This window comes from Roseomonas sp. E05 (genome assembly GCF_030063475.1).
Lineage (GTDB): Bacteria > Pseudomonadota > Alphaproteobacteria > Acetobacterales > Acetobacteraceae > Pseudoroseomonas.
Map to the genome: position 1 here is coordinate 208007 of NZ_JASIRT010000006.1, position 24343 is coordinate 232349.

Consider the following 24343-nt stretch of genomic DNA (forward strand, 5'->3'; position numbering starts at 1 on the left):
TTCGCTGGCGTACTTCGACGGGAAACATACGGATGAGGGTCGCCAAGCTCTTGCTCTGAAATCCCCCGAATGTCCTGCGATCTGGAAGCAGGGGCGGTCTCTCCAAAGGGCGAGATCCGGTTGCTACTGCCTCCACTGGCTCTGGATCGGATGGGCAGTATTCTGGATGACGGTGTAGGCTGACGGACATGCCGGAACAGCCTGCGTCGTCTCCTGCGTGCAACCAAGGCCCGGCAGAGGCATTCTGCAGGTGTTCCGTGGCTTGGCAGCAGGGACGGTCGCTCCGGATGTGTGGATCCGAGGTGGCCGTCCCCGTTGTTTGCTGTTTCCGGTAAGCTGCGTTTGTTCAGCTCGGCGGCCCGACGCTCACCCTGAGACTCTTCTACAACGAACACGCGGACGCATCGCGTTCACCTCCTGGTAGAGGTGAGCGGGGTTGGAACCTGCGTGCGCCCGCTGTCCCCATCGAACCCAAAGTACGAAGCATCTCCGACCCGAGGAGCTAAGCTGGGGAACTCGCCCATCCGCTTCGTCGTCTGCCCCATCACGGACCTCAGGGCGAGCGGACTGCCGCCCGAATACGCAGCCACGGTACGCAACTTGGAGTTCGAAAGTACGTTCCACAGACGGCGCGACCGTGCACCAGACAAGAGGCACCCCTGACTGGATGGCTAGATCCAGGCAGGGGTGCTTTCTTGGTTCAGGCTTCGATTAGTATCCGGGTTTCGAGCGGAGATGATCCGCCCCCGGTCTTCTATACGGCGCACGCGCCCGCATGGCCTTCACCTCCTTTCTCAGGTTGCGACGTGGGAAGCGCCGGGCGGCGTCCCGTGGGCAGACCGGCGCGACCGCGCGACCGGGTCTGTTCCTTGGGCTCAGTGCTCAACAGGAAGTAGGTCCCCCTGGAGTCCGAGCCGAATAGGTGACCATTGCTGGCCAGGATGGAGGCAAGTCGGTTCATGGGACGTTGCTCCGCCCCGAGTAAACCGTCCGCCAGCACGACCTTGAGGAGCTCCGTCCGGTGTGTCGGGCCGCCTTCTGCCAGGACGGCGGCGACTCGGTCGCGCACGCGGGTGTTCTTGCTGTCAGGCTTGCTCCTGGATGACACTGACGATGGCGGCGCGATGTAATCGCGCCTGCGCTCCAGGTAAGCCTGCAGCCGCCATAGATTGCGGAGCCCTTCAGCGACTCGTGCCTGCCGGGCGTCCAAAGCCGCAATCGTCGCAATGCATGCGGCAGAGCTGCCGTCACCACGTTCGCGGGCCCGTTCCAGCCACGCCGTCGCCCTCGCCCGAGCCGCGGCCAGTTCCACCATCTCGAGCTCGACCACCTCATAGACAAACGTCGAGATGCCCTCAGCGAACAGCGGGGGGACGCTGGCAAGCAGTGCGTCGAGGTCTTTGGCGATCGCGGCGCCGGGTTCGAGGCTGTTTCCCATGACGTAGGTTAAACGGGGCACCCTGGCGCCGGTTGCAACTCGCGCAGGGTGAATCCTGTCGTTTTCCTTGAGCGGCAGGGCGTCGCCGGATGACTCTGCTTGCGCAGGGTCTCGCCGCGTTTCGGCAAGCAAAAAGGGCGCGAGGATCTCGCGCCCTTCGGTAAAGAAATCATGGAGTTAGGAGGGCGCCAGTCTACTGAATGGCGCCGGAGTCTCTCGTTTGGTGCGCGCTTATATCAGGCGTCCACCGCCTCCAGTTCCAGGCGCGCGGCATTCTCCTGGATGAAGCGGAAACGCAGCTCCGGCTTGCGCCCCATCAGCGCCTCGATCAGCTCCGAGGTCGAGGCGCGCTCCTCGGCCGGCAGCACCACCTTCAACAGGGTCCGCTTGCGCGGGTCCATGGTGGTTTCCTTCAGCGAGGCGGGAGGCATCTCGCCCAGCCCCTTGAAGCGGCTGACCTCCACCCGCTGGTTCGGCTTGAAGGCCTTCTTCAGCAGCTTCTCGCGCTCGGCGTCATCCATCGCGTAGATGGTCTTGCCGGCGGTCGCGAGCCGGTAGAGCGGCGGTTGCGCCAGAAAGACGCGCTCCTGCCGCACCAGCTCCGGCAGCTCCTTGTAGAAGAAGGTCATCAGCAACGCGGCGATATGCGCCCCGTCCACATCGGCGTCGGTCATGATGACGACGCGGCCGTAGCGCAGGCGCTTGGAGTCGAAGCGGTCGCCGGCACCGCAGCCCAGTGCCTCGATGAGGTCCTTCAGCTCCTGGTTCTGCCGCAGCTTGTCGGCGCTGGCCGAGGCGACGTTCAGGATCTTGCCGCGCAGCGGCAGCACCGCCTGGGTCTCGCGATTGCGTGCCTGCTTGGCTGAGCCGCCGGCCGAATCGCCCTCGACCAGGAAGAGTTCGGTCCCTTCGGCCGCTTCCCGGGAGCAGTCGGCCAGCTTGCCGGGCAGGCGCAGGCGGCGGGTGGCGGTCTTGCGCGGCGTGTCCTTCTGCTCACGGCGGCGGATCCGGTCCTCCGCACGCTCGATGGCATAGGCCAGCAGGTTGTCGGCCCGGCCCGGATCGCCTGCCAGCCAGTGGTCGAAATGGTCGCGCAACCCGGCCTCGACGAGGCGAGCGGCCTCGGGGCTGGTCAGCTTGTCCTTGGTCTGGCCCTGGAACTGCGGCTCGCGGACGAAGACCGAGAGCATGCCCGCCAGCCCGCCGAACAGATCCTCGGCGGTGACGTTGCCGGCGCGCTTCTCCTTCTTCAGTTCGCCATAGGCGCGCAGACCCTTCACCAGCGCGGCGCGCAGCCCGGCCTCGTGCGTTCCGCCCTGCGGGGTCGGGATGGTGTTGGCATAGGTGTGGAGGAAGCCCTCGCCCTGCTCCAGCCAGGTGACGGCCCACTCCGCGCGGCCGGCGCCCTGGGGGAAGGTGACCTCGCCGGCCCAGGGGGCGGGGATGACGGGGCTGCGGCCCTCCACGGCAGCCGCCAGAAAGTCCGACAGGCCGCCCGGGAAGTGCAGCGTGGCCTGCGCTGGCGTCTCGGTCTCCTGACCCTTGGGGATCAGGGCCGGGTCGCAGGACCAGCGGATCTCGACGCCACGGAACAGGTAGGCCTTGGAACGGCAGAGCCGGAACAGCCGGGCGGCGGAGAACTGCTGCGCGCCGAAGATCTCCGGGTCCGGCTTGAAGCGGATGGTGGTGCCGCGGCGGTTGTGGACGGCACCGGCGTTCTTCAGCTTGGTCAGCGGCTTGCCGCGCGAATAGGCCTGGGTGAACAGGACGCGGTCGCGCGCGACCTCGACCTCCAGCCGCTCCGAAAGGGCATTCACCACCGAACTGCCGACGCCGTGCAGGCCGCCGGAGGTATCATAGGCCTTGCCCGAGAACTTGCCGCCGGAGTGCAGGGTGGTGAGGATCACCTCCAGCGCCGAGAGCTTGGGGAATTTCGGGTGGGGGTCGGTCGGGATGCCGCGGCCGTTGTCGCGGACGGTCAGGACGTTCCCGGCCTCCAGCGTCACCTCGATGCGGTCGGCATGGCCGGCCACCGCCTCGTCCATGGCGTTGTCCAGCACCTCGGCGGCCAGATGGTGCAGCGCGTTCTCGTCGGTGCCGCCGATATACATGCCAGGGCGGCGCCGGACGGGCTCCAGCCCCTCCAGGACCTCGATATCCTTGGCCGAGTAGGTAGCCCCGCCCTGCGCCTTGGCGGCGCGGCCGCCGAACAGATCGTTCATGTCTTGTTCACACCCCCGGCCGGCAAACTAGCCAAAGGGGGGCAGGGCCTGCAACCCCAAGGCGGCGCGGGAGGGGCATGCCCCTCCCGCGCCAGGCGCTTACTTCTCCTGCAGATGCGCTTCCAGCATCCACAGTTTCTTGTCGAGGTCGCGCGAGAGGCCGGTCAGCAGGTCGGCGGTATCGGCATCGCCGGCATCCTCGGTGCTGTCGATGCCCTCGCGGACGGACTTGCCGAGCGCCGCAAAGCGGTCCGCCAGTTCCTTGACGTGGTCCAGCGTGTAGGTGGTCTTCTGCGAGTAGGGGGCGAGGCGGCTCTTCTCCGCGACGATCTGGCTGGTGCCGTCCGGCGTGCCACCGAGCTGGATCAGGCGCTCGGCCACGTCGTCCGCCGTCGCGAACAGCTCGTTGTAGAACTGCTCCAGCATCTCGTGCAGGCCGATGAAGTTCGGGCCCTTCATTGTCCAGTGGGCCATGCGGACGGCGTTGGTGAGGTCGATCATGTCGGTCAGGGTGCCGTTCAGCACGGTCACGGAAACCTTCTTGATGTTCTCACCCAGGTCGTTGCGGGTGGGGTGAAGGGAAGCCATCGCTAATCCTCCTGTCTGGTTCCAAAACGCCAGGCTCAAGGTAAGGTTGCCGGGCGGCCGGTAAAGCTGACCCATGTCAGGGAAGCTGGTGAATGTAGCGCACCGCCTTCGGTCCGGTTTCGCCGCGATGCAGTGCCGCCGCGCGGGCGATCGCGGCATGGTCGTCCGGGGCCAGGCGGTGCTGCTCGCGCAGATGCTCATTCCAGTTCTCGACGGACCAGAGTTCCACCCAGCGCTCAGGATGCGCAATGTCCTCGTAGAGCCGCCAGGAGAGGGCGCCGCTGCGCAGCCTTGCCCAGCGCACATGCGCCATGGCGGCCAGGAAGGCGGCACGGTCCTGCGGGTGGATATGGTAGCGCACCACCTCCAGCACGCGCCCGCGGTCCTGCGCCAGGAGAGGGGCGATTTCCGGCGCCGGCTCCTCGGGGCGGGGCCCCGGGGTCGGAGGAGTGTCGGCGGGCGTGGTGGCGTCCAGCGCCCAGCGCCGCATCACCAGCGCGGCCACGCCTCCCATGGCGCCGAAGCCGAGCAGCGCCTCCTGCACGCCGACGATGGTGCCGAGCCATCCCGCCAGGGCCGAGCCGAAGGCCAGCGCGCCGAAAAAGGAGAGCTGATAGATGCCGATCGCCCGCGCCCGCACCCAGGCCGGCGCCACCATCTGCGCGGCGGCCTGGAGCGTGCTGGAGGCGCTGATCCAGGCGCTGCCGTAGAGCAGCATGCCAAGCCCCACGGGCGCCCAGTGGCGGCCCAGGCCGAGCAGCAGCAGCGCGGCGGCGGCGAGCAGCGAGGCGAGCATGACCAGGTCTCCCCGGTTCAGGCGCGCGCGCAGGCGCGGCAGCAGCAGGCCGCCACCCACCGCGCCGATGCCCATCGCCGCGAGCAGCAGGCCGAAGGCCTCGGGGCCGAGGCCGAGCCGCTCGCGCACCACCAGCGGCAGCAGTCCCCACATGGCCGAGCCGAAGAAGAAGAACACCACCGCCCGGAGGATGATGCGCCGCAACTCCGGCGAGGCAGCCACGAAGCGCAGCCCCGCCCGCATGGCGGAGAGGAAGTGCTCCTTCGGCAGGGTATGCGGCGGCGCCTCCCGCCGCCACGCCACCAGCGCCAGGATCAGCACCAGGAAACAGGCGGCGTTGAAGGCGAAGGCGGCCTGCGTGCCCGCCAGGCCGATGATGAAGCCGCCCAGCGCCGGCCCGACCGCCCGCGCCAGGTTGAAGCCGATGCCGTTGAGCACGATGGCCTGGGTGAGGTCGGCGCGCGGCACCAGTTCCGGCGTGGTGGCGGCCCAGGCCGGGAAATTCATCGCGCTGCCCGCGCCGATGCCGAAGGTGAGCGCCAGCAACCCCCAGGGGCCGAGCAGGTCCGTGGCGGTGAGCACGCAGAGCACGAGCCCCATCAGGCACATCCAGCTCTGGGCGAAGATCAGGTAGCGGCGCCGGTCCACGATGTCGGCCATGGCGCCGGTCGGCAGGGCCAGCAGGAACACCGGCAGCATGGAGGCCGCCTGCACCAGGCTGACCATCAGGGGCGATGGATCGAGGCTGGTCATCAGCCAGCCGGCGCCGGTGTTCTGCACCCACATGCCGGTGTTGCTGGCCAGGCTGGCGGTCCAGAGATTCCGGAAGGTGGCGTGCCGGAGCGGCGCGAAGGCCGAAGGAGGGGCGGTGTCTTGCATGGGTGGGCGCAAGGTGCCGCAATAGGCCGGGCTTGCGAAGCAAGCTTCGTGCCCTGGTTGTATTCGGCGCGGCGCTCAGGCGGCGCCGCGCATCTCCTGCATCAGCGTGGCCACGCAGTCCTCGAAGGCGTTGAGATCCTTCCAGCGCAGGTGGTCCGGCACCTCGCGGGTGATCAGGCGGCCGCCGGCAGCGATGATGCCGCCATCGATCATCAGGTTGTCGTGCCGCCCGAAATCCTCAAGGCTCAATCCCTCGGCATCCACCCAGACGCCGTCCGGGCGTTGCCGGGCGGCGGTGCCCAGGAAATCCCGCGTGCGGTCGGCGAAGTGCCGGGTGGTGTTGGCGTAGCCGGTGATTGGCCGCCCCAGTGCCCGCATGAAACCAAGCTCATAGACCGTGCCGGCATCGGCGGAGGGGCCGCGGAAGGGCGTGAGATTGGCAATCAGCGCGTCGCTCTGGCGGATATGCGCCTCGTTGCGCAGATAAATCTCCAGGAAACGTTCCTGCGCGGCATCCGCCGCGCTGTCGGCGATCGGGTCGGTCGGGAAGACCCCGACGGCCCCGTAGCGGGCACAGATTTCCTTCTTGGCGGCGGCGATCTCGCCGGCATTGGGCAGGAACACGTCGGGTCCGGCGAGATAGATGCGCATGGCTTCAATTTGCACCCACGGAAAGGTGAATTCCAGAGCGTGTATGTGTCTCCGCAAAGGGACGGTGGGCAATATTCCCACAAATTTGAGCCGCGACCTGAAAGTGCCCGCAAGCTTCCCCGCGGGCTGCGCCGTGCGCCGGCGCGGGGCGGTCAGGCGGCCGCCCCGGCACGGGCTCCCAGGTCGCGCAGATCGGCCACGAAGCGGTCGCGCCAGCGCTCCAGGCTGTTGTGCCGCATGACCTGCAGCATGGCGGCATGGCGCTCCCGCCGTTCCTCCAGGGGCATGGCGAGCGCGCGGTCCAGCGCGGCGGCGACGGCCGCCTCGTCATGCGGGTTGACCAGCAGGGCGGCATCCAGCTCGCGCGCCGCGCCGGCGAAGCGGGAGAGCACCAGCACGCCGGGGTCCTGCGGGTCCTGCGCCGCCACATACTCCTTGGCGACGAGGTTCATGCCGTCGCGCAGCGGCGTCACCAGCCCGACCCGCGCTGCGGCATAGAGCGGCATGAGCTGGCGGCGCGGGAAGCCGCGGTTGAGGTAGCGCAGCGGCATCCAGTCCAGCTCGGCGAAGCGGCCGTTGATGCGCCCGGCCTCGCCCTCCAGCTCGCGACGGATGGCCTGATAGGCCTCGACATCGGAGCGCGAGGGCGGCGCGATCTGGACGTATTCCACGCGCCGGTGCCAGGCGGGATGGGCGGCCAGGAAGCGTTCATAGGCGGCGAAGCGCTGGCGCAGGCCCTTGGAGTAGTCGAGCCGCTCCACGCTGATGATGAGGGAGCGGTCGCCGAGGCCGGCGCGGAGCGCCGCCATCGGCTCGGGCTCACTGACCTGCGCCTCGGCCCGCAGCGCCTCCACCTGCACGCCGATCGGGTAGACACCGGTCCGGATCCGCCGTCCATGCGCCAGCAGGATGCCGCCGGGCATTTCCTCGCCCTCGGCCTCATAGCGGATGTAGTCGACGAAGGCGCGGCGGTCGCCTTCCGTCTGGAAGCCGATGAGGTCGTATTGGCAGAGGGCGCGCACCAGCTCGGCATGCACCGGCACGGTGGTCAGCACGGCGGGCGCTGGGAAGGGCGTGTGCAGGAACAGCCCCATGCGGTTGCGCAGCCCCGCCGCGCGCAACGATTCAGCCAGGCATAGCAGATGGTAGTCATGCGCCCAGATGACGTCGTCCGGCGCCACCAGCGCGGCGAGATGGCGGGCGAAATGCGCGTTGACGCGGCGATAGCCCTCGAACTCATTGCGCTCGAAGCGGGCAAGGCCGGTCTGGTAGTGCAGGACCGGCCAGAGCGTGCCGTTGGAGAAACCACGATAGTAGTCGTTGTAGTCGCGCTGCGTCAGGTCGGTCGTGTAGAGCGTCACCGGTCCGCTGCGGGCGACGGCGGGCGGCAGGCCGGGCGGCAGCGTGTCGGGCGGCACCAGCGCGTCCGGCACCGTCTGGCCGGACCAGCCGAACCAAAGCCCGCCGCTGTGGCGCAGCGCGTCCATCACGCCGGCCGCGAGGCCGCCGGCGGTCGGCTCGCCCTCGGTGATGGGAGCGACGCGGTTGGAGACCACGACCAGTCGCGACATGCGCGCCGTTCCTCTTCAGGCCGCCTCCGGCAGCTCCGGCAGGGCGCCGGCCTGCTGCTGGCGCAGCAATTCCCGATAGGGGCCGAGGCGGCTGGCCAGTTCGGCAGGCGCGCCATCCTCGACAATCCGGCCCTGATTCATGACGATGATTCTGTCGAAATTTTGCAGCGTCGAAAGGCGGTGCGCGATCGCAATGACGGTGCGGCCGCGCATCAGCCGGTCCAGCGCCGCCTGGATGGCGCGCTCGCTCTCGCTGTCGAGCGCCGAGGTCGCCTCGTCGAGCAGGAGAATCGGCGCGTCCTTCAGCAGCGCGCGGGCAATGGCGAGGCGCTGCCGCTGCCCGCCCGAGAGCTTCACGCCGCGGTTGCCCACGAGGGTATCGAAGCCCTCCGGCAGCGCCTCGATGAAGCCGCGGCACTGCGCCATCTCGGCGGCGCGCAGCACCTCCTCGTCGGTGGCCTCGGGGCGGCCGTAGCGGATGTTCTCCAGCACGGAGCGGTGGAACAGGGCGGTGTCCTGCGGCACCACCGCCAGGGCCTCGTGCAGGCTGTCGGGCGTGACGTCGCGGAGATCCTGCCCATCCACCAGCACGCGGCCCGAATCGGGGTCGTGGAACCGCTGCAGCAGCGCCAGCACGGTGGACTTGCCGGCCCCCGAAAAGCCGACCAGCCCGACGCGCTGCCCCGGCTCCACGGTGAGGTCGAAGCCGTCCAGAAGTGAAGGCCGGCCGGGGTAGGCGAATCGCACCGCCTCGAACCGCACCGTGCCAGCGCCTGGGCGAAGGGGAAAGGCGCCGGGGCGGGCCTCCAGCGCATGCGGCACCAGCAGCGCGCCAAGCGCCTCCTCCAGCCGCGCCATCTGCTGGGTCAGCTCCACCAGCGCCACCGCGATGTCCCGCGTGCCGTGCAGGACGGTGAGGGAGAGGGTGGCGAGCAGCGCCACGTCTCCCACGGAGGCCTGGCCGTGCCGCCAGAGGCCGAGGCCGGCGGCGAGGGTGCCGCCGGTCAGCAGCACCGTCAGCACGGCGTGGATGAGGCGCAGCTTCTCCATGTAGTAGAGGCTGCGGCGATGGGCGGCGATCTCGGCCTGCACCGCGCCGCCGATGCGCTGCTGCTCGCGCAGCGTGGCGCCGAAGGCCCGAACCACCGGGATGTTGCTGACCACATCCACCAGCTCGCCATCCACCGTGGCGGCAAGGCTGGCATGGGTGCGGTGCAGCGCGGTGCCGCGGCGGGCCAGGCGGTGCATCACCAGCCCGATGCCGAGCGCCAGCACCGCCAGCGCGGCAGCGAGACCCGGATGGATGGCGCCGGTGAACAGGATCGCGCTGAGCACCGCGGCGGCCGGCGGCACGACGCCCCAGGCCAGCGTGTTCTCCGCCGAGAAGGCCGCCTGGGCGGTCGAGGAGACGCGCGCCGCCAGCGCGCCGGGCAGGCGGTCGGCGAAGTAGCCGGGGCTGTGCCCGGCCAGGTGGGCGAAGAGGTCACGGCGGATGTCGCCGCCGACGGCGGTGAAAGAATGCGTCGCCGCCCAGCCGCCGACGCGCCAGAGCAGGTTGTCCGCCGCGATGAGGGCGCAGAGCAGGAAGAAGGCGCTCCAGACGCCCGTCGCCGCCTCGGGGCCCCGGGCGATGATGTCGATCAGGTGCTTGAGGCCGTACTGCGCGGAGACGGCGCAGGCCACGGCCGCCAGCACGGCGCCAAAGACCAGCGCGTGCCCGGCCTTGTGATGCGAGGCATAGTTCAGCAGGTAGCGGAGCGGGGAGCTCGTTGGCGCGCGGGGTGCAGTCACGGCAGCCTACATTTCGCCATATTCAATTTGTATGTTCATCATAGATACAGGCGGGCCTGAATACGATCAAGTTCCTGCCGGCCTGCCTCAAGTAAAACTTCCGGCCTGCCGGGAAAAAGGGGTCGCATTTCATGCGCATTGCGCAAATCTCGCCGCTCTTCGAGGCGGTTCCGCCGAAGCTGTACGGCGGTACCGAACGGGTCGTCTCGTCGCTGACCGAGGAGCTGGTCGCGATGGGCCATGAGGTGACGCTCTTCGCCAGCGGCGATTCCGTCACCGCGGCGAAGCTGGCCGCCATGCGCGAGCAGGCGCTGCGCCTCGACCCCAGCGTGAAGGACTGGGTGGCGCACTACATGAAGATGGTCGAGCAGATCGCGCAGCGCGCGGACGAGTTCGACGTGATCCACTCCCATATCGACTATTTCCCGCTCGGCCTGCTGGACCGGCAGCACACGCCGTTCCTCACCACCCTGCATGGTCGGCTCGACCTGCCGGAATTCAAGATGATCTACGAGACCTACGGGCACACGCCCTTCGTCTCGATCTCCGATCACCAGCGCCTGCCCATCCCGCGCCTGAACTGGGTGCGCACCGTGCTGCACGGCATGCCGAAGGACCGGCTGACGCCGCAGGACGTGGAGCAGAAATACTTCGCCTTCCTCGGCCGCGTCTCGCCGGAGAAGGGGTTGGACAAGGCCATCCGCATCGCCGCCCGCGCCGGGGTGAAGCTGAAGGTCGCCGCCAAGATCGACGTCGCCGACCGTGCCTATTATGAGCGCGAGATCGCACCGCTGATGGCGCAGGGTCATGTCGAGTACATCGGCGAGATCAACGACGACCAGAAGCCGGAGTTCCTCTCGGGCGCCCATGCGCTGCTCTTCCCGATCGACTGGCCGGAGCCCTTCGGCCTGGTGATGATCGAGGCGATGGCCTGCGGCACGCCGGTGATCGCCTTCCGGCGCGGCTCCGTGCCCGAGGTGATGGAGGACGGGCTGACCGGCTTCATCGTCGAGAACGAGGACGAGGCGGTGGCCGCGATCGGGCGCATCCCTAGCCTGGACCGCGGCAAGGTGCGCGCCCGCTTCGAGCAGCGCTTCACCGCCCGCCGCATGGCGGAGGACTATGTCTCCGTCTATGAGGAGCTGATCGCCGCCCGCCGGGCGCCGCGCCTGCGCGCCATCGGCGACTGATCTTCGGAGGGGGGCAGGGGAGGCCTGCTCCCCTCCGCCCCCCCCCCGCGCGGACTCAGTGCGGGGAATGCGCCTGCTGCTCGAAACGCGCGCGGTCCTGCGGCCGCAACCGGACCGTGACATGGATGGCTTTGTCTCCATCCTGCCGGCCGACGATCTCGCCGTGTTCATAGAGCCAGGCCAGTTGCGCGCCATCCGAGGTGGGGATGTCGTAGCCCACCGTCACCATGCCTTCGGCGAGGCGGGTGTCGATGGCGGCCTTGAGCTCGGGCAGCCCTTCGCCGGTCAGGGCGGAGACGGCGACCATGCCGGGGCGGAGGGAAACCTCGCCGGTGCCGCCAAGCAGATCGGCCTTGTTCATCACCTCGATCGTCCGGCTGGACCAGTCCGGATCGAGCGTCCCTTCCTTTGCCATGCTGTCGAGCACCGCCACGACATCCTCGCGTTGCGCGGCCGTGTCAGGGTGCGCGGCATCGCGCACATGCAGGATGACATCCGCCGCCGCCACCTCTTCCAGCGTGGCGCGGAACGAGGCGACCAGCTCCGTGGGCAGTTCGCTGATGAAGCCCACCGTATCGGAGAGGATCACGTTGCGGCCGGAGGGCAGGGTCAGGCCGCGCAGGGTCGGATCGAGCGTGGCGAAGAGCTGGTTCTCCGCGAAGACCCCGGCTCCCGTCAGCTTGTTGAACAGCGTGGACTTGCCGGCATTCGTGTAGCCCACCAGCGCCACGACCGGGAAGGGGACCCGGCGCCGCGCCTCGCGGTGAAGGCCGCGGGTCCGGCGGACCTCCTCCAGATCCTGCTTCAGGCGGGCGATCCGCTCCCCGATCAGGCGCCGGTCGGATTCGATCTGCGTCTCGCCGGGGCCGCCCAGGAAGCCGAAGCCGCCGCGCTGGCGGCCAAGATGGGTCCAGGAGCGCACCAGGCGGCTGCGCTGATACTGGAGATGCGCCATCTCCACCTGCAGCGCCCCTTCCCGGGTGCGCGCCCGCTCGCCGAAGATGTCCAGGATCAGCCCGGTGCGGTCGATGACCTTGCAGCCCCATTCGCGCTCAAGGTTGCGCTGCTGCACGGGGGTGAGCTTCGCATCCACCACCGCCAGCGCGGCGGCCTGCCCGCTGATGACCTCCTTGAGGCTGGCGATCTGGCCCTGGCCCAGCAGGGTCGCGGGCCGGTGGGTGCGCAATGGAAGCGTGGCCGTGTGCACGACCTCGAGGCCGATGGATCTGGCGAGTTCGACCACCTCCGCCAGGCGCGCTTCGGCGCTTCTGGCCAGATGATCGGCGCCAGCCTCCCAGGGCAGGATGATCGCCGTGCGGGTCCTCTCGGGAGCGGTGTCGGAAGGAGCGCGAGTGTCGGTCATGGCGGCCTCAATCCTGCGGGAAGGGGTAACGCAGGAGTGGTCCAGGCGTTTGACCAACTTCCTGCGGCACGAGGCACGAATCTTGGCTCCTCAACCGGTGGAACATGTTGCGAGGCTTTGGCCGGCCCTGGGATTGGCGGCGGCCTTCATCGTGCTCGGGGCGGTTTTCATTGGCCTTCCCGACCTCGGCGCGGCGGTTTTCGGGCTTGCGGCGCCGGCCGGGGAGGCCAGGGGCTTCCTGTCGGCCATCGGCATCAGGGACCTGGCGCTTGGCGTCTATATTGCCTCGCTCGCGATCTTCGCCGGGCGGCGCGCCGTGGCGGTCCTGCTGACGGCGACGCTGATGATCCCGGCGGGAGACGTGATCCTGCTTTCGCTGGTCAGCGGGTCAGCCTCGGCCTGGCACTTCGCGCTGCATGGCCTGAGCGCCGCCGTGATCGGTCTCGTCGCCCTCAGCCTGCTTCGCCGGGGCGCGGCCTGAGTTCGCCCGGCGGGTTCAGTCCGGCTTCCCGGCCTTGCGCGCCTGCCACTGGCTCCAGGTGATGCGGGGGATGTCCACCCGGTCCGTGGTGCGGGCGTACCAGCCGCGGCCATGCATGCGGCCGACCAGTCCCAGTCGGGGCGCGTCGATGTAGAGCCTGGCGGGATCGGCGACGCAGTCGTCCCGCACCTCCATCGCCAGCACCCGGCCGAGCACCAGCGTGTTGCCGCCGAGCGGCACAAGCTGGAAGGTCTCGCATTCCATCGCCACCGGGCTCTCGGCGATTCGCGGCGGCCGCACCATGCGGCTCGGCACCGGGGTCAGCCCGGCCTCCGCCAGCTCGTCCACCTCCGGCGGCATGTCGATGGCGGTGATGTTCATCGCCTCGGCCGTCGCCTCCGAGACCAGGCAGACGACGAACTGTCCGGTGGCCTTGATGTTGGCCAGCGTGTCCTTCTCGCCCGGGCCGCGCGGCGAGCCGCCGATGCTGACGCCGACCACCGCCGGATCGCTGGAGAAGGCGTTGAAAAAGGAGAAGGGCGCGGCGTTGACAACCCCCGCCGCATCCTGCGTCACCACCCAGGCGATCGGCCGCGGCACGACGGTCGAGGTCAGCAGCTTGTAGCGCTCGGCGACGCTCAGCTTGTCGAAGTCGAATTGCATGGGCCTGTGCTTCTCTCCCTGAGGGCGGCGCATGGTGGGTGGGACGCGCCGCCCTGTCCAGCAGTGGGGCGGCTCAGGCGAGAGCGGGCGCGGGGACCGCCGCGCCGCGTCGGATGGCCAGCGAGAGCCCCGCCGCCACCAGTCCGGTCGCCCCGGCCAGGATGAACATGCCGAGGTAGTCGCCCTGGGTGTCGCGCAGCACGCCGCCGAGAAAGGCCGCGCTGGCGGCACCGACCTGATGGCCGGCAGCCACCCAGCCGAAGATCACCGGCGCGTCGCGCTCGCCGAAGGCCTCGGTGGCCAGCCGCAGGGTGGGCGGCACGGTGGCGATCCAGTCCAGCCCGTAGAACACCGCGAAGAGGCTGAGACTGTAGAGCGAGAAGTCGGAATAGGGCAGGTAGATCAGCGAGAGGCCGCGCAGGCCGTAATAGACGAACAGCAGCTTGCGGGGATCGAAGCGGTCGGTGAGCCAGCCGGAGAGGGTGGTGCCGACGAGGTCGAAGACGCCCATCAGCGCCAGCAGCCCGGCGGCGCGCACCTCCGGGATGCCCATGTCGCCGCAGAGCGCGATGAGATGGGTGCCGACCAGCCCGTTGGTGGTGAAGCCGCAGATCCAGAAGGTGGCGAAGAGATACCAGAAGGTGCGGGTGCGCGAGGCGCGCTTCAGGCTGCCGAAGGCGGCGGCAAGCAGGCCGGCGGCCGGCTGCTGCGGCGGCTCGGTGCCGGGCGCGGCGCCATAGGGCACGAGTCCCACCGAGGCTGGCCGCTCCGGCACCAGCCACCAGACCAGCGGGATCACCGCCGCCGTGGCGGCGGAGACCGTCAGCACCACCGGGCGCCAGCCGCCGGCTTCCGCCAGCGCCGCCAGCAGCGGCAGGAAGACCAGGGTGCCGGTTGCCGTGCTGGCGGTCAGCAGGCCCATCATCAGGCCCCGGTTCTTGACGAACCAGCGGTTCACCACCGTGGCGCCCAGCACCAGCGCCACGGCCCCGGAGCCGATGCCGGAGAGCACGCCCCAGCTCAGCACCAGCTGCCAGGTCTCGCTCATGAAGGCGCTGGCGCCGGTGGAGGCGGACATCAGCGCCAGGGCGCCGAGCACCGTGCGGCGCAGGCCGAAGCTCGCCATCAGCGCCGCCGCGAAGGGGCCCACCAGGCCATAGAGGAAGATGCCCAGCCCCGCCGAGAAGGCGGTGGTGCTGCGGCTCCAGCCGAAGGCCTCCTCCAGCGGCAGGATCAGCACGCCGGGCGTCGAGCGCAGCCCGGCCGAGGCCAGCAGCGTCACGAAGATCACCGCGACGACGACGAAGGCGTAATTCTGGCCAAGGGGCCGGCGGATGCCTATGTTCATGTGACTGACCGGTACGTTTCGGCAGGATGGTACGTACCGGTCAGTAACATCGTCAAGGACCCTTTTGCCGGATATGCCTGCAACGCCCGCCAAGCCGCTTCCCGCCGCCACCCGCATCCGCGCCGCCGCTGCCGAGCTGTTCTACCGGCTGGGCATCCGTGCGGTAGGGGTGGACGAGATCGTTTCGCATGCCGGGGTCACCAAGCCCAGCCTGTACCGCAGCTTCTCCTCCAAGGACGAACTGGCGGCCTGCTACCTGCGCGACTATGAGGCGCTGTTCTGGCAGCGCTTCGAGGCTGCGGTGGCGGCGCATCCGGGCGACCCGCGCGCCCAGCTCGCGGCCTTCCTGCGCCCGCTGGGCGCGCGGGCGGTGGCCGATGGCTATCGTGGCTGCGGGCTGACCAATGCCGCGGTGGAGTATCCGGCGCCCGAACACCCCGCCCGGCTGGTGAGCGAGGCGCACAAGCGGGAGCTTCGCCGGCGGCTGCGTGCCATGGCGGCGGAGATGGGCGCCAGCGACCCCGCGGCGCTGGGCGACGGGCTGCTGCTGCTGATCGAGGGGGCCTATGTCTCCGGCCAGCTTTTCGGCGCCGGGGGACCCGCGGTGCGGGTGGCGGAGAATGCCGACCGGCTGGTCGGCGCCTATCTGCGCGGAGGCTGAAGCCGGGGCACCGGGCGCCGGCATCGCGGCGCCCGGGGAAGCGTGCTCAGCCGGCGGGGTGCAGCGGCGCCTCGTTCCGCAGCAGCACGGCGTCGAGGTTGTCCAGGCAGCGGAAGCCCATGGCGTCCCGCGTCTCCACCGTGGCGCTGCCCAGATGCGGCAGCAGCACGAGGTTGGGCGTGGTGTGGTAGCCCTCGTGGATGTTCGGCTCGCCCGCGAAGACGTCGAGCCCCGCCGCGCGAAGGTGGCCGGAGACGAGGGCGGCGCAGAGGGCGGCATCGTCCACCGTGGTGCCGCGGCCGGTATTCACCACGATGGCGCCCTTGCGCAGCGTGGCGATGCGCTCGGCGTTGAGCCAGTTCCGCGTCGCCGCGCCGCCGGGAATGTGCATCGAGAGGACGTCGATGCCGGCGAGGAAGCCGGCGTCGTCGGCGTGGTGGATGGCGCCCTGTTCCTCGGCCGGAGAGAGGCGGTTGCGGTTGCGGTAGTGGATCTCCATGCCGAAGCCGCGCGCCATCCGCGCCAGCGCCTGGCCGATCCGCCCCATGCCGAGGATGCCGAGCTTCTTGCCCTCCAGCGTCACGCCCATGAGTTGCGTCGGTGCCCAGCCCGTCCATTCGCGGGCGCGCACCATCCGCTCCGCCTCGCCACCGCGCCGGGCCGCCGTCAGGATCAGCAGCATGGCGATCTCGGCGGTGGCGACGCTCAGCACGTCGGGCGTGTTGGTCACCAGGATGCCGCGCGCGGCGGCGGCGGGCAGGTCGATATGGTCGGTGCCGACGCTGAAGGTGGCGATGATCCGCACGCTCTCCGGCAGGCGGGCGATGGTCCCGGCGTCCAGCGCGTCGCCGGCGGCGCAGAGGATGCCCGCCGCGCCGCCATCCGCCGCGGCGGCGACGATCTCGCGGCCGGTCATCGGCGTGTCGGCCGGGTTGGGGATCGTGACGTAGTCGCGCTGGGCGCGGGCCTCCACCGCATCGGGGAAGCGGCGGGTGAGCAGGATGACCGGCTTGCTCATGCGGCGGGTGTCCGTGCCGGGGTGCGGGTGTCTCGCAAGGCCATCGCGTCCATGGTGGTCGTCCTCCCTTTTCGTGCCTCCGGCCCAGCTTAAACGCCGGGCGCCGTCTTGCCAGGGGGAGGGGAAGGGTTCACGGTCCGCCCCCTCAGCCAGCAATGAGGAGGAGCGGAACCATGGATCTGGGTCTGCAGGGGCGCCGTGCCCTGGTGATGGGGGCTTCCAAGGGGCTTGGCCGGTCGGTCGCCGATGCGTTGGCGGCGGAGGGCGTGGCGATCGCCATCTCCGGCCGCAACCAGGCCAGCCTGGACCGCGTGGCGGAGGAACTGAAGGCCGCCGGCGCGCCGAAGGCGGTGGGCATCACCGCCGACGTGGCGGAGGGCGCGCAGATGGACCGGCTGGCCGACGCGGCGGTGGCCGCACTGGGCGGGGTGGACATCCTGGTGCTGAACCATGGCGGGCCGCCGACCTGCACCGCGCTGGAGATGAAGGAGGAGGACCTCGTCACCTGGTTCCAGCGCATCGTGCTCTCGCCGATCCGCATCGCCAACCGGCTGCTGCCGGCGATGCGCCAGCAGAAATGGGGCCGGCTGATCACCATCGCCTCCACCGGCGTGGTGCAGCCGCTGCCGGGGCTGGCGCTGTCCAACACGCTGCGCTCGGCGATCGTCGGCTGGAACAAGACGCTTGCCAGCGAGATCGCGGGGGATGGCGTGACCTGCAACATCATCGGCCCCGGCGCCTTCGCCACCGACCGGACGCAGGAAACCCTGGCCTCCGCCTCGCAGAAGACCGGCAAGAGCATCGACGCGCTGGTGACCGAGCGCTCGGCATTGATCCCGGTGGGCCGCTTCGGCGAGCCGAAGGAGTTCGGCCCGATGGGCGCCTTCCTGGCCTCGGCGCAGGCCTCCTACATCACCGGCCGGGTGCATCTGGTGGATGGCGGAGTGGTCCGTGGCGTCTGAGGCGCCGCGGCGCAACCTGTCGCCGGATGTCGGGCTGGCCGCGCGCCTGTTGGACGAGCTCCGGCAGAACAGTTTCGACGGTGTCGGCATCACCCGGGAGGCCTATGGCCCCGGCGAGCGCATGGCGCATGCGCTCGCCCGCCGCGAGGCCGAGGCGCTGGGCCTGGAGGTGAGCGCCGACCCGGTCGGCAACCTGCACATGACCCTGCCGGGGCAGGACCGGGCGGCGAAGCGGGTGCTGCTCGGCAGCCATCTCGATTCGGTGCCGCAGGGCGGCAATTTCGACGGTGCCGTCGGGGTGCTGGCGGGGCTGGCCGCCGTCGCCGGGCTGAAGCGCGCGGGCTTCAGCCCGGCGCGCGACGTCACGGTGATCGCCACGCGGGCGGAGGAGGCGGGGGCCTGGTTCCCCACCTCCTATCCCGGCAGCCGTGGCGCGCTGGGCCGCCTGAAGCCGGAGGAGCTTCAGGTGAAGCGCCAGGATTCCGGCCGCAGCCTCGCCGAGCACATGCGGGAGGAGGGCTTCGACCCGGACTTCGCCGCCCGTGGCGAGACGGTGCTGACCCCCGGCAACACCGCCGCCTTTCTGGAGGTGCATATCGAGCAGGGGCCGGTGCTGGATTCCGAGGGCATCCCGGTCGGCATCGTCACCGGCATTCCCGGCAGCCGACGGCTGCGGCAGGGCCGGGTGCTCGGCGAGTACAACCATTCCGGCGGCACGCCGCGGCGCTACCGGCGGGATGCCGCCATCGCCCTGGCCGAGCTGGCGGTGGCGCTCGACGAGGAATGGGCGCGGCTGGAGGCGCATGGCCACCGTCTCGTCTGCACCTTCTGCACCCTGGCCACCACGGCGGAGGCCGGCTTCACCAAGATCGCCGGCGAGGCGACCTTCATGCTGGACGTGCGCAGCGTGAACCCGGCCAGCGTGGACGCCATCTTCGCCGAGCTGGCGCGGCAGGTGGCGGCCATCGAGGCGCGGCGCGGCGTGCGCTTCGAGCTGGGTCCGGAGACCGGCTCGGTGGCGGCGCCGATGGACCCGGAGCTGCGCGCCGGCCTGGCGCGGGCCGCCGAGGCGACGGGCGTGCGCTTCCTGGAGATGGCCTCCGGCGGCGGGCATGACGCGGCGGCCTTCGCGGCGGCCGGCATCCCGTCCGCCATGCTGTTCGTCCGCAACCAGAACGGCAGCCACAATCCGCACGAGGCGATGCGGATGGAGGATTTCGCCGAAGCCTGCACCGTGGTGACGCGCTGGCTGGCCGAGACCGCCGGATGAAGAAGGCGCCGGGGAGGGAGGCAACTCCTTCCCCGGCTGGCGCCCGGCCGTCAGCGGATCGGCGGCGCGTACATCAGCCCGCCATGGTTCCACAGCGCGTTCAGCCCGCGCGGCAGGCCCAGCGGGGAATCCTCGCCGAGATGGCGCTGGAAGATCTCGCCGTAGTTCCCCACCGCCTTGATGGCGTTGTAGGCCCAGCGCCTGTCCAGCCCCATGGCCGGCCCGTGGTCGCCGCTGACGCCGAGCAGGCGGCGCACATCCGGGTTGGGACTCTCCAGCATGCTGTCCAGATTGGCCTGGGTCACGCCCAGCTCTTCGGCCAGCACCAGCGCGAAGAAGGTCCAGCGGACGATATCGTACCACTGCGGGTCGCCCTTGCGGACCGCCGGGGTCAGCGGCTCCTTGCTGATGATGTCCGGCAGGATCAGGTGCTCCCCCTTGGGCAGGCTGCTGACGAAGCCGGCAAGCTGGCTGGCATCCAGCGTGTAGGAATCGCAACGGCCGGAGAGATAGGCCTTCCGCGTGTCCTCATTGGACTCGAACACCACGGGGTGGACCTCGAACTTGTTGGTCCTTGCCCAGTCCGCGAGGTTCAGCTCGTTCGTCGAGCCGGCGGTGACGCAGATGCTGGCCCCGTCGAGCTGCGAGGCCCGGGTGACGCCGGTGGATTTCTTCACCAGGAAGCCCTGGCCGTCATAGAAGGCGACGGGCCCGAACTGCAGGCCGGCATTGATCTCGCGGGAGTGGGTCCAGGTGAAGGTGCGCGCCACCAGGTCCACCTGGCCGGACTGCAGGGCGGGGATGCGCGCCTGGCTGGTCAGCACCGTCCAGCGGATCCGGGCATTGGGGCCCAGCACGGCGGCGGCCACGGCGCGGCAGATGTCGGGGTCGAGCCCCTGCTGCTCGCCCCGGCTGTCCGGCACGCCGAAGCCGGGGCTGCCCTGGTTGGCGCTGCAATCCAGCAGGCCCTTGGCGCGTATGCCGGCCAGCGTGGGGCCGGGCTCGGTCGTCTGCGCGGCGGCGCTGCCTGCCGGCGGCAGCAGGGCCGCCATGGCAAGCCCCGTGGCGAGGAGAAGTCGGATGGGCAAGGCGGGCATCTCGGTCTCCGGCTGGTTGCGCCGGGCCATGGCAGGCATGGACCAGGCTGGTACCGTTCCCGGGAAGCAATATTGATTCCAGAGAAGCCATGACGGGAAACCATGACGGCGCCGCCCTGGGCGGCGCGTGGCGGATGGCGTATGGCGGGGCAATGAGTGACGCCATGACGCCGCAGCAGCCCGAGATCTGGATCGACGCCGATGCCTGCCCGGTGCGGGAGGAGGTGTTCCGCGTGGCGGGGCGCCATTCCCTCGTGGTGCATGTCGTCTCCAACGGCGCGCGCGGCATCCGCCTGCCGGAAGCCCCCTGGATCCGCCGCGTCCTCGTGCCCGAGGGGCCGGACGCGGCGGATGACTGGATCGCGGCGCATATCCGCGGCCAGGATGTCTGCATCACCGCCGACATCCCGCTCGCCGCGCGCTGCCTGGAGCGGGGCGCGCGGGCGCTGGCGCCCAACGGCCGGCTCTGGACCACGGACAACATCGGCAGCGCCCTGGCCGGGCGCGAGGTGGCGCGGCACCTGCGGGAGATCGGCGCCAACACGCGCGGCCCCTCGGCCATGGGGAATGCCGACCGCTCGCGCTTCCTCTCCGCGCTGGAGAACGAGGTGCAGGCGGCGATGCGGGGCGCCAGCACCGCGCCGCTGCGGCTCTGGCGCCCGCTGCCCGACGCGGACTGATCAGCCCACCGGCGTCGGCGCCTCCTCGGGCAGCAGGGACTGCGCCTTCAGCGTCGCCCAGAAGGCGGCGGGGATCTTCTGCCGCATCAGCTCGGCGTTCTGCCGCACCCGGTCCGGATGCTTGGCGCCGGGGATGACCGAGGCCACCACCGGATGCGCGGCGCAGAACTGCAGCGCCGCCGCGCGCAGGTCCACCCCATGCTCCTTGGCCACTGCCGCCAGGCGGTCGCGCGCCGCCACCTGCTCGGGGGGCGCCTCCTGGTAGTCGAAGGTGCGGCCGCCGGCGAGCAGGCCGGAGTTGAAGGGGCCGCCCACCACCACATGCGCGCCGCGCTCGGCACAGAGCGGGAACAGCTCCTTCAGCCCGGTGAGATCGAGCAGGCTGTAGCGGCCGGCGAGCAGGAAGACGTCCGGATCGGACTCCTTCAGCGCGCGGATACAGGGCTCGGGCAGGTTGACGCCGAGGCCCCAGGCACGGATCAGCCCCTCCTCGCGCATTTTTATCAGTTCGCGGAAGGCGCCCTCGCGGGCCTTCTCGAATTCCTCGGTCCAGGCGTCGCCGAGATGGTCGGCGGCGAGGTCGTGGACATAGACGATGTCGATCCGGCCGACGGCCATCCGTTGCAGGCTGTCCTCCACCGAGCGGCGCGCGCCGGCGGCGGAATAGTCCAGCACGCGGCGGAAGGGCAGGGCGCTGAGGAAAGGCGGCTCGGGCTCGGCCGCCAGGTCCGGCACCAGCAGGCGCCCGACCTTGGTGGAGAGCACGTAGTCCTCCCGCCCATGCTGGCGCAGCACGGCACCGAAGCGGTGCTCGGAGAGGCCGGCGCCGTAGTGCGGGGCGGTGTCGAAGTAGCGGATGCCGCTCTCCCAGGCGGCTTCAACCGTCGCCTCGGCGGTCGCGTCATCCACCTTGGCGAACATGTCGCCGAGCGGGGCGCCGCCGAAGCCGAGTGGGCCGGGGGGCGCGAAGCGTTGACTGGCCATGGGCCTGCCTCCTGTGCGGGTTCCCCCGGAAGGACGCGCGGGGCGCCCTCCGGTTGCCCCGGCACCTCAGCCGGCGATGCGGCCCAGATGCGCCTCCTGCACGGCGCTCAGCCGCTGGTAGAGGCCGGGCCGGACGATCAGCTCCTCATGCCGCCCCTCGGCGGCGATGCCGCTCTCGTCCACCACCACGATACGGTCGGCGTTGCGGATGGTCGCCAGCCGGTGCGCGATGACCAGCGTGGTGCGTCCCTGGGCCAGTTCGGTGAGGGATTGCTGGATGGCGCGCTCGGTCTCGGTGTCGAGCGCCGAGGTCGCCTCGTCCAGGATCAGGATCGGCGGGTTGCGCAGGAAGATGCGGGCGATGGCCAGGCGCTGCTTCTGCCCGCCCGAGAGCTTCACGCCGCGCTCGCCCACCACGGTGTCCAGCCCCTCCGGCAGGCGTTCGATCAGCCCGTCCAGCTTCGCGCGGCGGGCCGCCTCGCGGATCTCCGCCTCCGAGGCGCCGAGCCGGCCATAGGCGATGTTCTCCCGCAGCGTGCCGGCGAAGAGGAAGACGTCCTGCTGCACGATGCCGATCTGCGCGCGCAGCGAGGCCAGCGTCATGTGCCGGATGTCCAGCCCGTCGATGGTGATGCGCCCGGCCTCGACCTCGTAGAAGCGCGGCAGCAGGGAGCAGAGCGTGGTCTTGCCGGCGCCGGAAGGGCCCACGAAGGCCACGGTGCTGCCGGCCGGGATGTGCAGGCTGATGTCGCGCAGCACCGGCCTGTCGGGCTGGTAGCCGAAGCGGACATGCTCGTAGCGGATCTCGCCGCGCAGGGGCGGGGCGGGGGTCGCATCCGGCGCGTCGGTGATGTCCGGTTCGGTGTCCAGCAGCTCGCAGTAGCGGCGGAAGCCGGCGATGCCCTTCGGATAGGTCTCGATGACCGCGCTGATCTTCTCCACCGGGCGGAAGAACACGCCGACCAGCAGCAGGAAGCCGACGAACTCGCCGTTGGAGAGCTGACCGTTCAACACGTAGTAGCTGCCCGCCAGCATCACCACCATCTGCGTCAGCCGCATGCCCAGGTAGTTGAGCGAGGTGCTGGCGGCCATGATGCGGTAGGCCTCCAGCTTGGTGGTGCGGTACTGCGCGTTGTCCTCGGCGAAGAGGGTGCGCTCGTGGTCCTCGTTGCCGAAGGCCTGCACCACGCGGATGCCGCCGACCGTCTCCTCGATGCGCGCGTTGAAGGCGCCGACGCGGCCGAACAGCCGGCGCCAGGTGTGCGTCATGTGGGTGCCGTAATGCGTCGAGGCCCAGGCGATGAGGGGCACGATCACCGCCGTCAGCAGGGCGAGCGGCACATGCACGCTGAACATCAGCGCGAAGGCGCCCAGGAAGGTCATCACGGCGATGAACAGGTCCTCCGGCCCGTGATGCGCCACCTCGCCCACCTCCTCCAGGTCGCGCGTCACGCGGGCGACGAGGTGGCCGGTCTTCTGGTTGTCGTAGAAGCGGAAGGAGAGCTTCTGCAGATGGTCGAAGGCCTTGCGGCGCATCTCGGTCTCGATGTTGATGCCGAGCATGTGGCCCCAGTAGGTGACGACGGCCATCAGCCCGGTGTTCAGCACATAGACCACCAGAAGCCCGGCGGCGGCGAGCAGGATCAGCGTCCAGTCCTGCTTCGGCAGCAGGTTGTCCACGAAGGTCTTCACGGCGACGGGGAAGCCAAGCTCCAGCAGCCCCGCCAGCACGGCGCAGGAAAAGTCCAGCAGGAACAGCCGGAGGTGAGGGCGGTAGTAGCCGAAGAAGCGCCGGAGCATGTCGGAGGAACCCTGCCCATGGAGGAGCGGCCGGCCTTCGCCGGGCCTGGAGCCGTCCTCCTATCCGGCGCCCCGCGGCCGGGGTCAACCGTGTTTGCCGCGGTGCAGCAGGTGGGTCATCGCGGCGGTTCCGAGCACCGGCACCAGCAGGTTGGCCACCGGCACCACCGCCGCCGCCGCCAGCACCGCGCCGACGGCCAGGATCTCGGTCCGGCGGCGCTGGCGCAGCAGGCGCGACTCCGGCACCGACATGCGGCGCTGCGCCACCCCCTCGAACAGGCCATAGCCCAGCGAAACCGCCGAGACGGCCCAGAACAGCACCACCCCCACCGGCGGCAGCAGCAGCGTCAGCGGCAGGATCACCAGGGTGAGCACCAACAGGCGCAGGGAAAGCGCGAGATTGGCGCGGACCTGGGCGGAGAGCGAGGCGCCCTCGGCCGGTGGCAGGCCGGGATAGAAGCGCCGCTCCACCGCCTCGGCCACCTCGTCCAGGAAGAGGCTGGTGATGGCCAGCAGCAGCGGCACGAAGAGCCAGACCGCCGTCAGCAGCACCAGCGCGCCGCCGAGCAGGCCCGCCATGGTGGCCAGCCAGCCATCCCCGCCGACCAGGACGCCGACGCCCCAGTCGGCCAGCACCGCCAGGCCGCCGAAGGCGAGAATCGAGGCGAGCAGTCCTTTCAGCAAGGGGCGGCGAAAGCCGGGATCGGCGATCTGGCGCAGGGGAAGCAGCAGGCTGGCGGTGACGGTTCTCATCGGGTCTCCGGAAGCAAGGCGGGGCAGATATGGGGGGCCGGACGCCCGCTGCGAATGGCGCGGGCGGGGTGGAACGTTCGTCAGGGTTGATCGGTGCTGCGCCGCTGCCGAGAATGCGCCTTCAACCGCCCCGGTGC

21 protein-coding genes are annotated in these 24343 nt (G+C 70.2%); 6 read left to right on the forward strand and 15 right to left on the reverse strand.

The window, feature by feature from the left end; all coding sequences use genetic code 11:
* Nucleotides 1-754: 754 nt before the first annotated feature.
* The 7 genes from QMO56_RS09225 to QMO56_RS09255 all read right to left on the reverse strand — a co-directional run bounded on the left by QMO56_RS09225 (nucleotide 755) and on the right by QMO56_RS09255 (nucleotide 9936).
* Entirely contained in the window at nucleotides 755-1459 is a 705-nt protein-coding gene (locus QMO56_RS09225; protein WP_283525121.1) for a hypothetical protein, read from the reverse strand.
* A gap of 215 nt (nucleotides 1460-1674) precedes the next feature.
* Nucleotides 1675-3660: a DNA topoisomerase IV subunit B gene (gene parE / locus QMO56_RS09230; RefSeq protein ID WP_283525123.1), complete on the reverse strand. Its 1986-nt coding sequence runs from the start codon at nucleotides 3658-3660 to the stop codon at nucleotides 1675-1677.
* Between the two features lie 99 nt (nucleotides 3661-3759).
* A complete protein-coding gene (gene dps, locus QMO56_RS09235) occupies nucleotides 3760-4248 on the reverse strand; it encodes a DNA starvation/stationary phase protection protein Dps (RefSeq protein WP_283525126.1) in 489 nt (162 codons plus the stop codon).
* Between the two features lie 76 nt (nucleotides 4249-4324).
* Complete coding sequence (locus tag QMO56_RS09240; RefSeq protein WP_283525128.1) at nucleotides 4325-5923, reverse strand: MFS transporter; 1599 nt, start codon at nucleotides 5921-5923, stop codon at nucleotides 4325-4327.
* Between the two features lie 75 nt (nucleotides 5924-5998).
* Nucleotides 5999-6574 carry a nucleoside 2-deoxyribosyltransferase gene (locus QMO56_RS09245; protein WP_283525129.1) on the reverse strand — a complete coding sequence of 192 codons (576 nt, stop codon included), beginning with the start codon at nucleotides 6572-6574 and terminating at the stop codon, nucleotides 5999-6001.
* A 152-nt stretch (nucleotides 6575-6726) separates the two neighbouring features.
* Nucleotides 6727-8145, reverse strand: a complete 1419-nt coding sequence (gene otsA / locus QMO56_RS09250; RefSeq protein WP_283525130.1) for an alpha,alpha-trehalose-phosphate synthase (UDP-forming) — start codon at nucleotides 8143-8145, stop codon at nucleotides 6727-6729.
* A 15-nt stretch (nucleotides 8146-8160) separates the two neighbouring features.
* Nucleotides 8161-9936, reverse strand: a complete 1776-nt coding sequence (locus tag QMO56_RS09255) for an ABC transporter ATP-binding protein (RefSeq protein ID WP_283525132.1) — start codon at nucleotides 9934-9936, stop codon at nucleotides 8161-8163.
* 131 nt (nucleotides 9937-10067) lie between these two features.
* Here QMO56_RS09255 and QMO56_RS09260 point away from each other — a divergent pair, with 131 nt between their 5' ends.
* On the forward strand, nucleotides 10068-11126 hold the full coding sequence (locus QMO56_RS09260) for a glycosyltransferase family 4 protein (RefSeq protein ID WP_283525134.1): 1059 nt from the start codon (nucleotides 10068-10070) through the stop codon (nucleotides 11124-11126).
* 55 nt (nucleotides 11127-11181) lie between these two features.
* Here QMO56_RS09260 and hflX read toward each other — a convergent pair whose 3' ends face one another.
* Nucleotides 11182-12489 (reverse strand): GTPase HflX, encoded by a 1308-nt coding sequence (gene hflX, locus QMO56_RS09265; protein ID WP_283525136.1) that lies wholly within the window; start codon nucleotides 12487-12489, stop codon nucleotides 11182-11184.
* Nucleotides 12490-12538: 49 nt separating this feature from the next.
* Here hflX and QMO56_RS09270 point away from each other — a divergent pair, with 49 nt between their 5' ends.
* A complete protein-coding gene (locus QMO56_RS09270; RefSeq protein ID WP_283525137.1) occupies nucleotides 12539-12970 on the forward strand; it encodes a DUF4267 domain-containing protein in 432 nt (143 codons plus the stop codon).
* Nucleotides 12971-12985: 15 nt separating this feature from the next.
* On the opposite strand, the gene QMO56_RS09275 is transcribed toward QMO56_RS09270, so the two are convergent.
* Nucleotides 12986-13633 carry a flavin reductase family protein gene (locus QMO56_RS09275; RefSeq protein ID WP_283525138.1) on the reverse strand — a complete coding sequence of 216 codons (648 nt, stop codon included), beginning with the start codon at nucleotides 13631-13633 and terminating at the stop codon, nucleotides 12986-12988.
* Between the two features lie 73 nt (nucleotides 13634-13706).
* Nucleotides 13707-14981: an MFS transporter gene (locus QMO56_RS09280; protein WP_283525139.1), complete on the reverse strand. Its 1275-nt coding sequence runs from the start codon at nucleotides 14979-14981 to the stop codon at nucleotides 13707-13709.
* Nucleotides 14982-15054: 73 nt separating this feature from the next.
* Here QMO56_RS09280 and QMO56_RS09285 point away from each other — a divergent pair, with 73 nt between their 5' ends.
* Entirely contained in the window at nucleotides 15055-15642 is a 588-nt protein-coding gene (locus tag QMO56_RS09285; protein WP_283525141.1) for a TetR/AcrR family transcriptional regulator, read from the forward strand.
* A gap of 46 nt (nucleotides 15643-15688) precedes the next feature.
* Here the strand turns inward: QMO56_RS09285 and QMO56_RS09290 are convergent, their stop codons facing one another.
* Nucleotides 15689-16660, reverse strand: coding sequence for a D-glycerate dehydrogenase (locus tag QMO56_RS09290; protein ID WP_283525142.1), 972 nt, complete (start codon nucleotides 16658-16660; stop codon nucleotides 15689-15691).
* Nucleotides 16661-16833: 173 nt separating this feature from the next.
* On the opposite strand from QMO56_RS09290, the gene QMO56_RS09295 reads away from it, so the two are divergent.
* Together QMO56_RS09295 and QMO56_RS09300 are read left to right on the forward strand one after the other, a co-directional pair.
* Nucleotides 16834-17622: an SDR family oxidoreductase gene (locus tag QMO56_RS09295; RefSeq protein ID WP_283525144.1), complete on the forward strand. Its 789-nt coding sequence runs from the start codon at nucleotides 16834-16836 to the stop codon at nucleotides 17620-17622.
* Nucleotides 17597-18892, forward strand: a complete 1296-nt coding sequence (locus tag QMO56_RS09300; RefSeq protein ID WP_283525146.1) for a hydantoinase/carbamoylase family amidase — start codon at nucleotides 17597-17599, stop codon at nucleotides 18890-18892. The genes QMO56_RS09295 and QMO56_RS09300 overlap by 26 nt, the downstream gene beginning before the upstream one ends.
* 50 nt (nucleotides 18893-18942) lie before the next feature.
* Here the strand turns inward: QMO56_RS09300 and QMO56_RS09305 are convergent, their stop codons facing one another.
* Entirely contained in the window at nucleotides 18943-19989 is a 1047-nt protein-coding gene (locus QMO56_RS09305) for an amino acid ABC transporter substrate-binding protein (protein ID WP_283525147.1), read from the reverse strand.
* Nucleotides 19990-20141: 152 nt separating this feature from the next.
* Here QMO56_RS09305 and QMO56_RS09310 point away from each other — a divergent pair, with 152 nt between their 5' ends.
* The gene (locus QMO56_RS09310; protein WP_283525149.1) at nucleotides 20142-20669 is read left to right on the forward strand and encodes a YaiI/YqxD family protein; all 528 of its coding nucleotides are present in this window, start codon (nucleotides 20142-20144) and stop codon (nucleotides 20667-20669) included.
* Here QMO56_RS09310 and QMO56_RS09315 read toward each other — a convergent pair whose 3' ends face one another.
* From QMO56_RS09315 to QMO56_RS09325, 3 genes are all read right to left on the reverse strand, one after another.
* Nucleotides 20670-21653: an aldo/keto reductase gene (locus QMO56_RS09315; protein ID WP_283525151.1), complete on the reverse strand. Its 984-nt coding sequence runs from the start codon at nucleotides 21651-21653 to the stop codon at nucleotides 20670-20672.
* A 66-nt stretch (nucleotides 21654-21719) separates the two neighbouring features.
* Entirely contained in the window at nucleotides 21720-23453 is a 1734-nt protein-coding gene (locus QMO56_RS09320; protein WP_283525153.1) for an ABC transporter ATP-binding protein, read from the reverse strand.
* Between the two features lie 84 nt (nucleotides 23454-23537).
* The gene (locus QMO56_RS09325; protein WP_283525155.1) at nucleotides 23538-24206 is read right to left on the reverse strand and encodes an EI24 domain-containing protein; all 669 of its coding nucleotides are present in this window, start codon (nucleotides 24204-24206) and stop codon (nucleotides 23538-23540) included.
* Between the last annotated feature and the right edge of the window lie 137 nt (nucleotides 24207-24343).

What these genes read in the sequence shown, in the direction of transcription:
- QMO56_RS09305 (WP_283525147.1), bottom strand. Translation starts at nt 19,989, where the DNA reads ATGCCCGCCTTGCCCATCCGACTTCTCCTCGCCACGGGGCTTGCCATG.
- QMO56_RS09310 (WP_283525149.1), top strand. Translation starts at nt 20,142, where the DNA reads ATGAGTGACGCCATGACGCCGCAGCAGCCCGAGATCTGGATCGACGCC.
- QMO56_RS09245 (WP_283525129.1), bottom strand. Translation starts at nt 6,574, where the DNA reads ATGCGCATCTATCTCGCCGGACCCGACGTGTTCCTGCCCAATGCCGGC.
- QMO56_RS09280 (WP_283525139.1), bottom strand. Translation starts at nt 14,981, where the DNA reads ATGAACATAGGCATCCGCCGGCCCCTTGGCCAGAATTACGCCTTCGTC.
- QMO56_RS09290 (WP_283525142.1), bottom strand. Translation starts at nt 16,660, where the DNA reads ATGAGCAAGCCGGTCATCCTGCTCACCCGCCGCTTCCCCGATGCGGTG.
- hflX (WP_283525136.1), bottom strand. Translation starts at nt 12,489, where the DNA reads ATGACCGACACTCGCGCTCCTTCCGACACCGCTCCCGAGAGGACCCGC.
- QMO56_RS09325 (WP_283525155.1), bottom strand. Translation starts at nt 24,206, where the DNA reads ATGAGAACCGTCACCGCCAGCCTGCTGCTTCCCCTGCGCCAGATCGCC.
- QMO56_RS09275 (WP_283525138.1), bottom strand. Translation starts at nt 13,633, where the DNA reads ATGCAATTCGACTTCGACAAGCTGAGCGTCGCCGAGCGCTACAAGCTG.
- QMO56_RS09240 (WP_283525128.1), bottom strand. Translation starts at nt 5,923, where the DNA reads ATGCAAGACACCGCCCCTCCTTCGGCCTTCGCGCCGCTCCGGCACGCC.
- dps (WP_283525126.1), bottom strand. Translation starts at nt 4,248, where the DNA reads ATGGCTTCCCTTCACCCCACCCGCAACGACCTGGGTGAGAACATCAAG.
- QMO56_RS09260 (WP_283525134.1), top strand. Translation starts at nt 10,068, where the DNA reads ATGCGCATTGCGCAAATCTCGCCGCTCTTCGAGGCGGTTCCGCCGAAG.
- parE (WP_283525123.1), bottom strand. Translation starts at nt 3,660, where the DNA reads ATGAACGATCTGTTCGGCGGCCGCGCCGCCAAGGCGCAGGGCGGGGCT.
- QMO56_RS09320 (WP_283525153.1), bottom strand. Translation starts at nt 23,453, where the DNA reads ATGCTCCGGCGCTTCTTCGGCTACTACCGCCCTCACCTCCGGCTGTTC.
- QMO56_RS09295 (WP_283525144.1), top strand. Translation starts at nt 16,834, where the DNA reads ATGGATCTGGGTCTGCAGGGGCGCCGTGCCCTGGTGATGGGGGCTTCC.
- otsA (WP_283525130.1), bottom strand. Translation starts at nt 8,145, where the DNA reads ATGTCGCGACTGGTCGTGGTCTCCAACCGCGTCGCTCCCATCACCGAG.
- QMO56_RS09300 (WP_283525146.1), top strand. Translation starts at nt 17,597, where the DNA reads ATGGCGGAGTGGTCCGTGGCGTCTGAGGCGCCGCGGCGCAACCTGTCG.
- QMO56_RS09315 (WP_283525151.1), bottom strand. Translation starts at nt 21,653, where the DNA reads ATGGCCAGTCAACGCTTCGCGCCCCCCGGCCCACTCGGCTTCGGCGGC.
- QMO56_RS09285 (WP_283525141.1), top strand. Translation starts at nt 15,055, where the DNA reads ATGCCTGCAACGCCCGCCAAGCCGCTTCCCGCCGCCACCCGCATCCGC.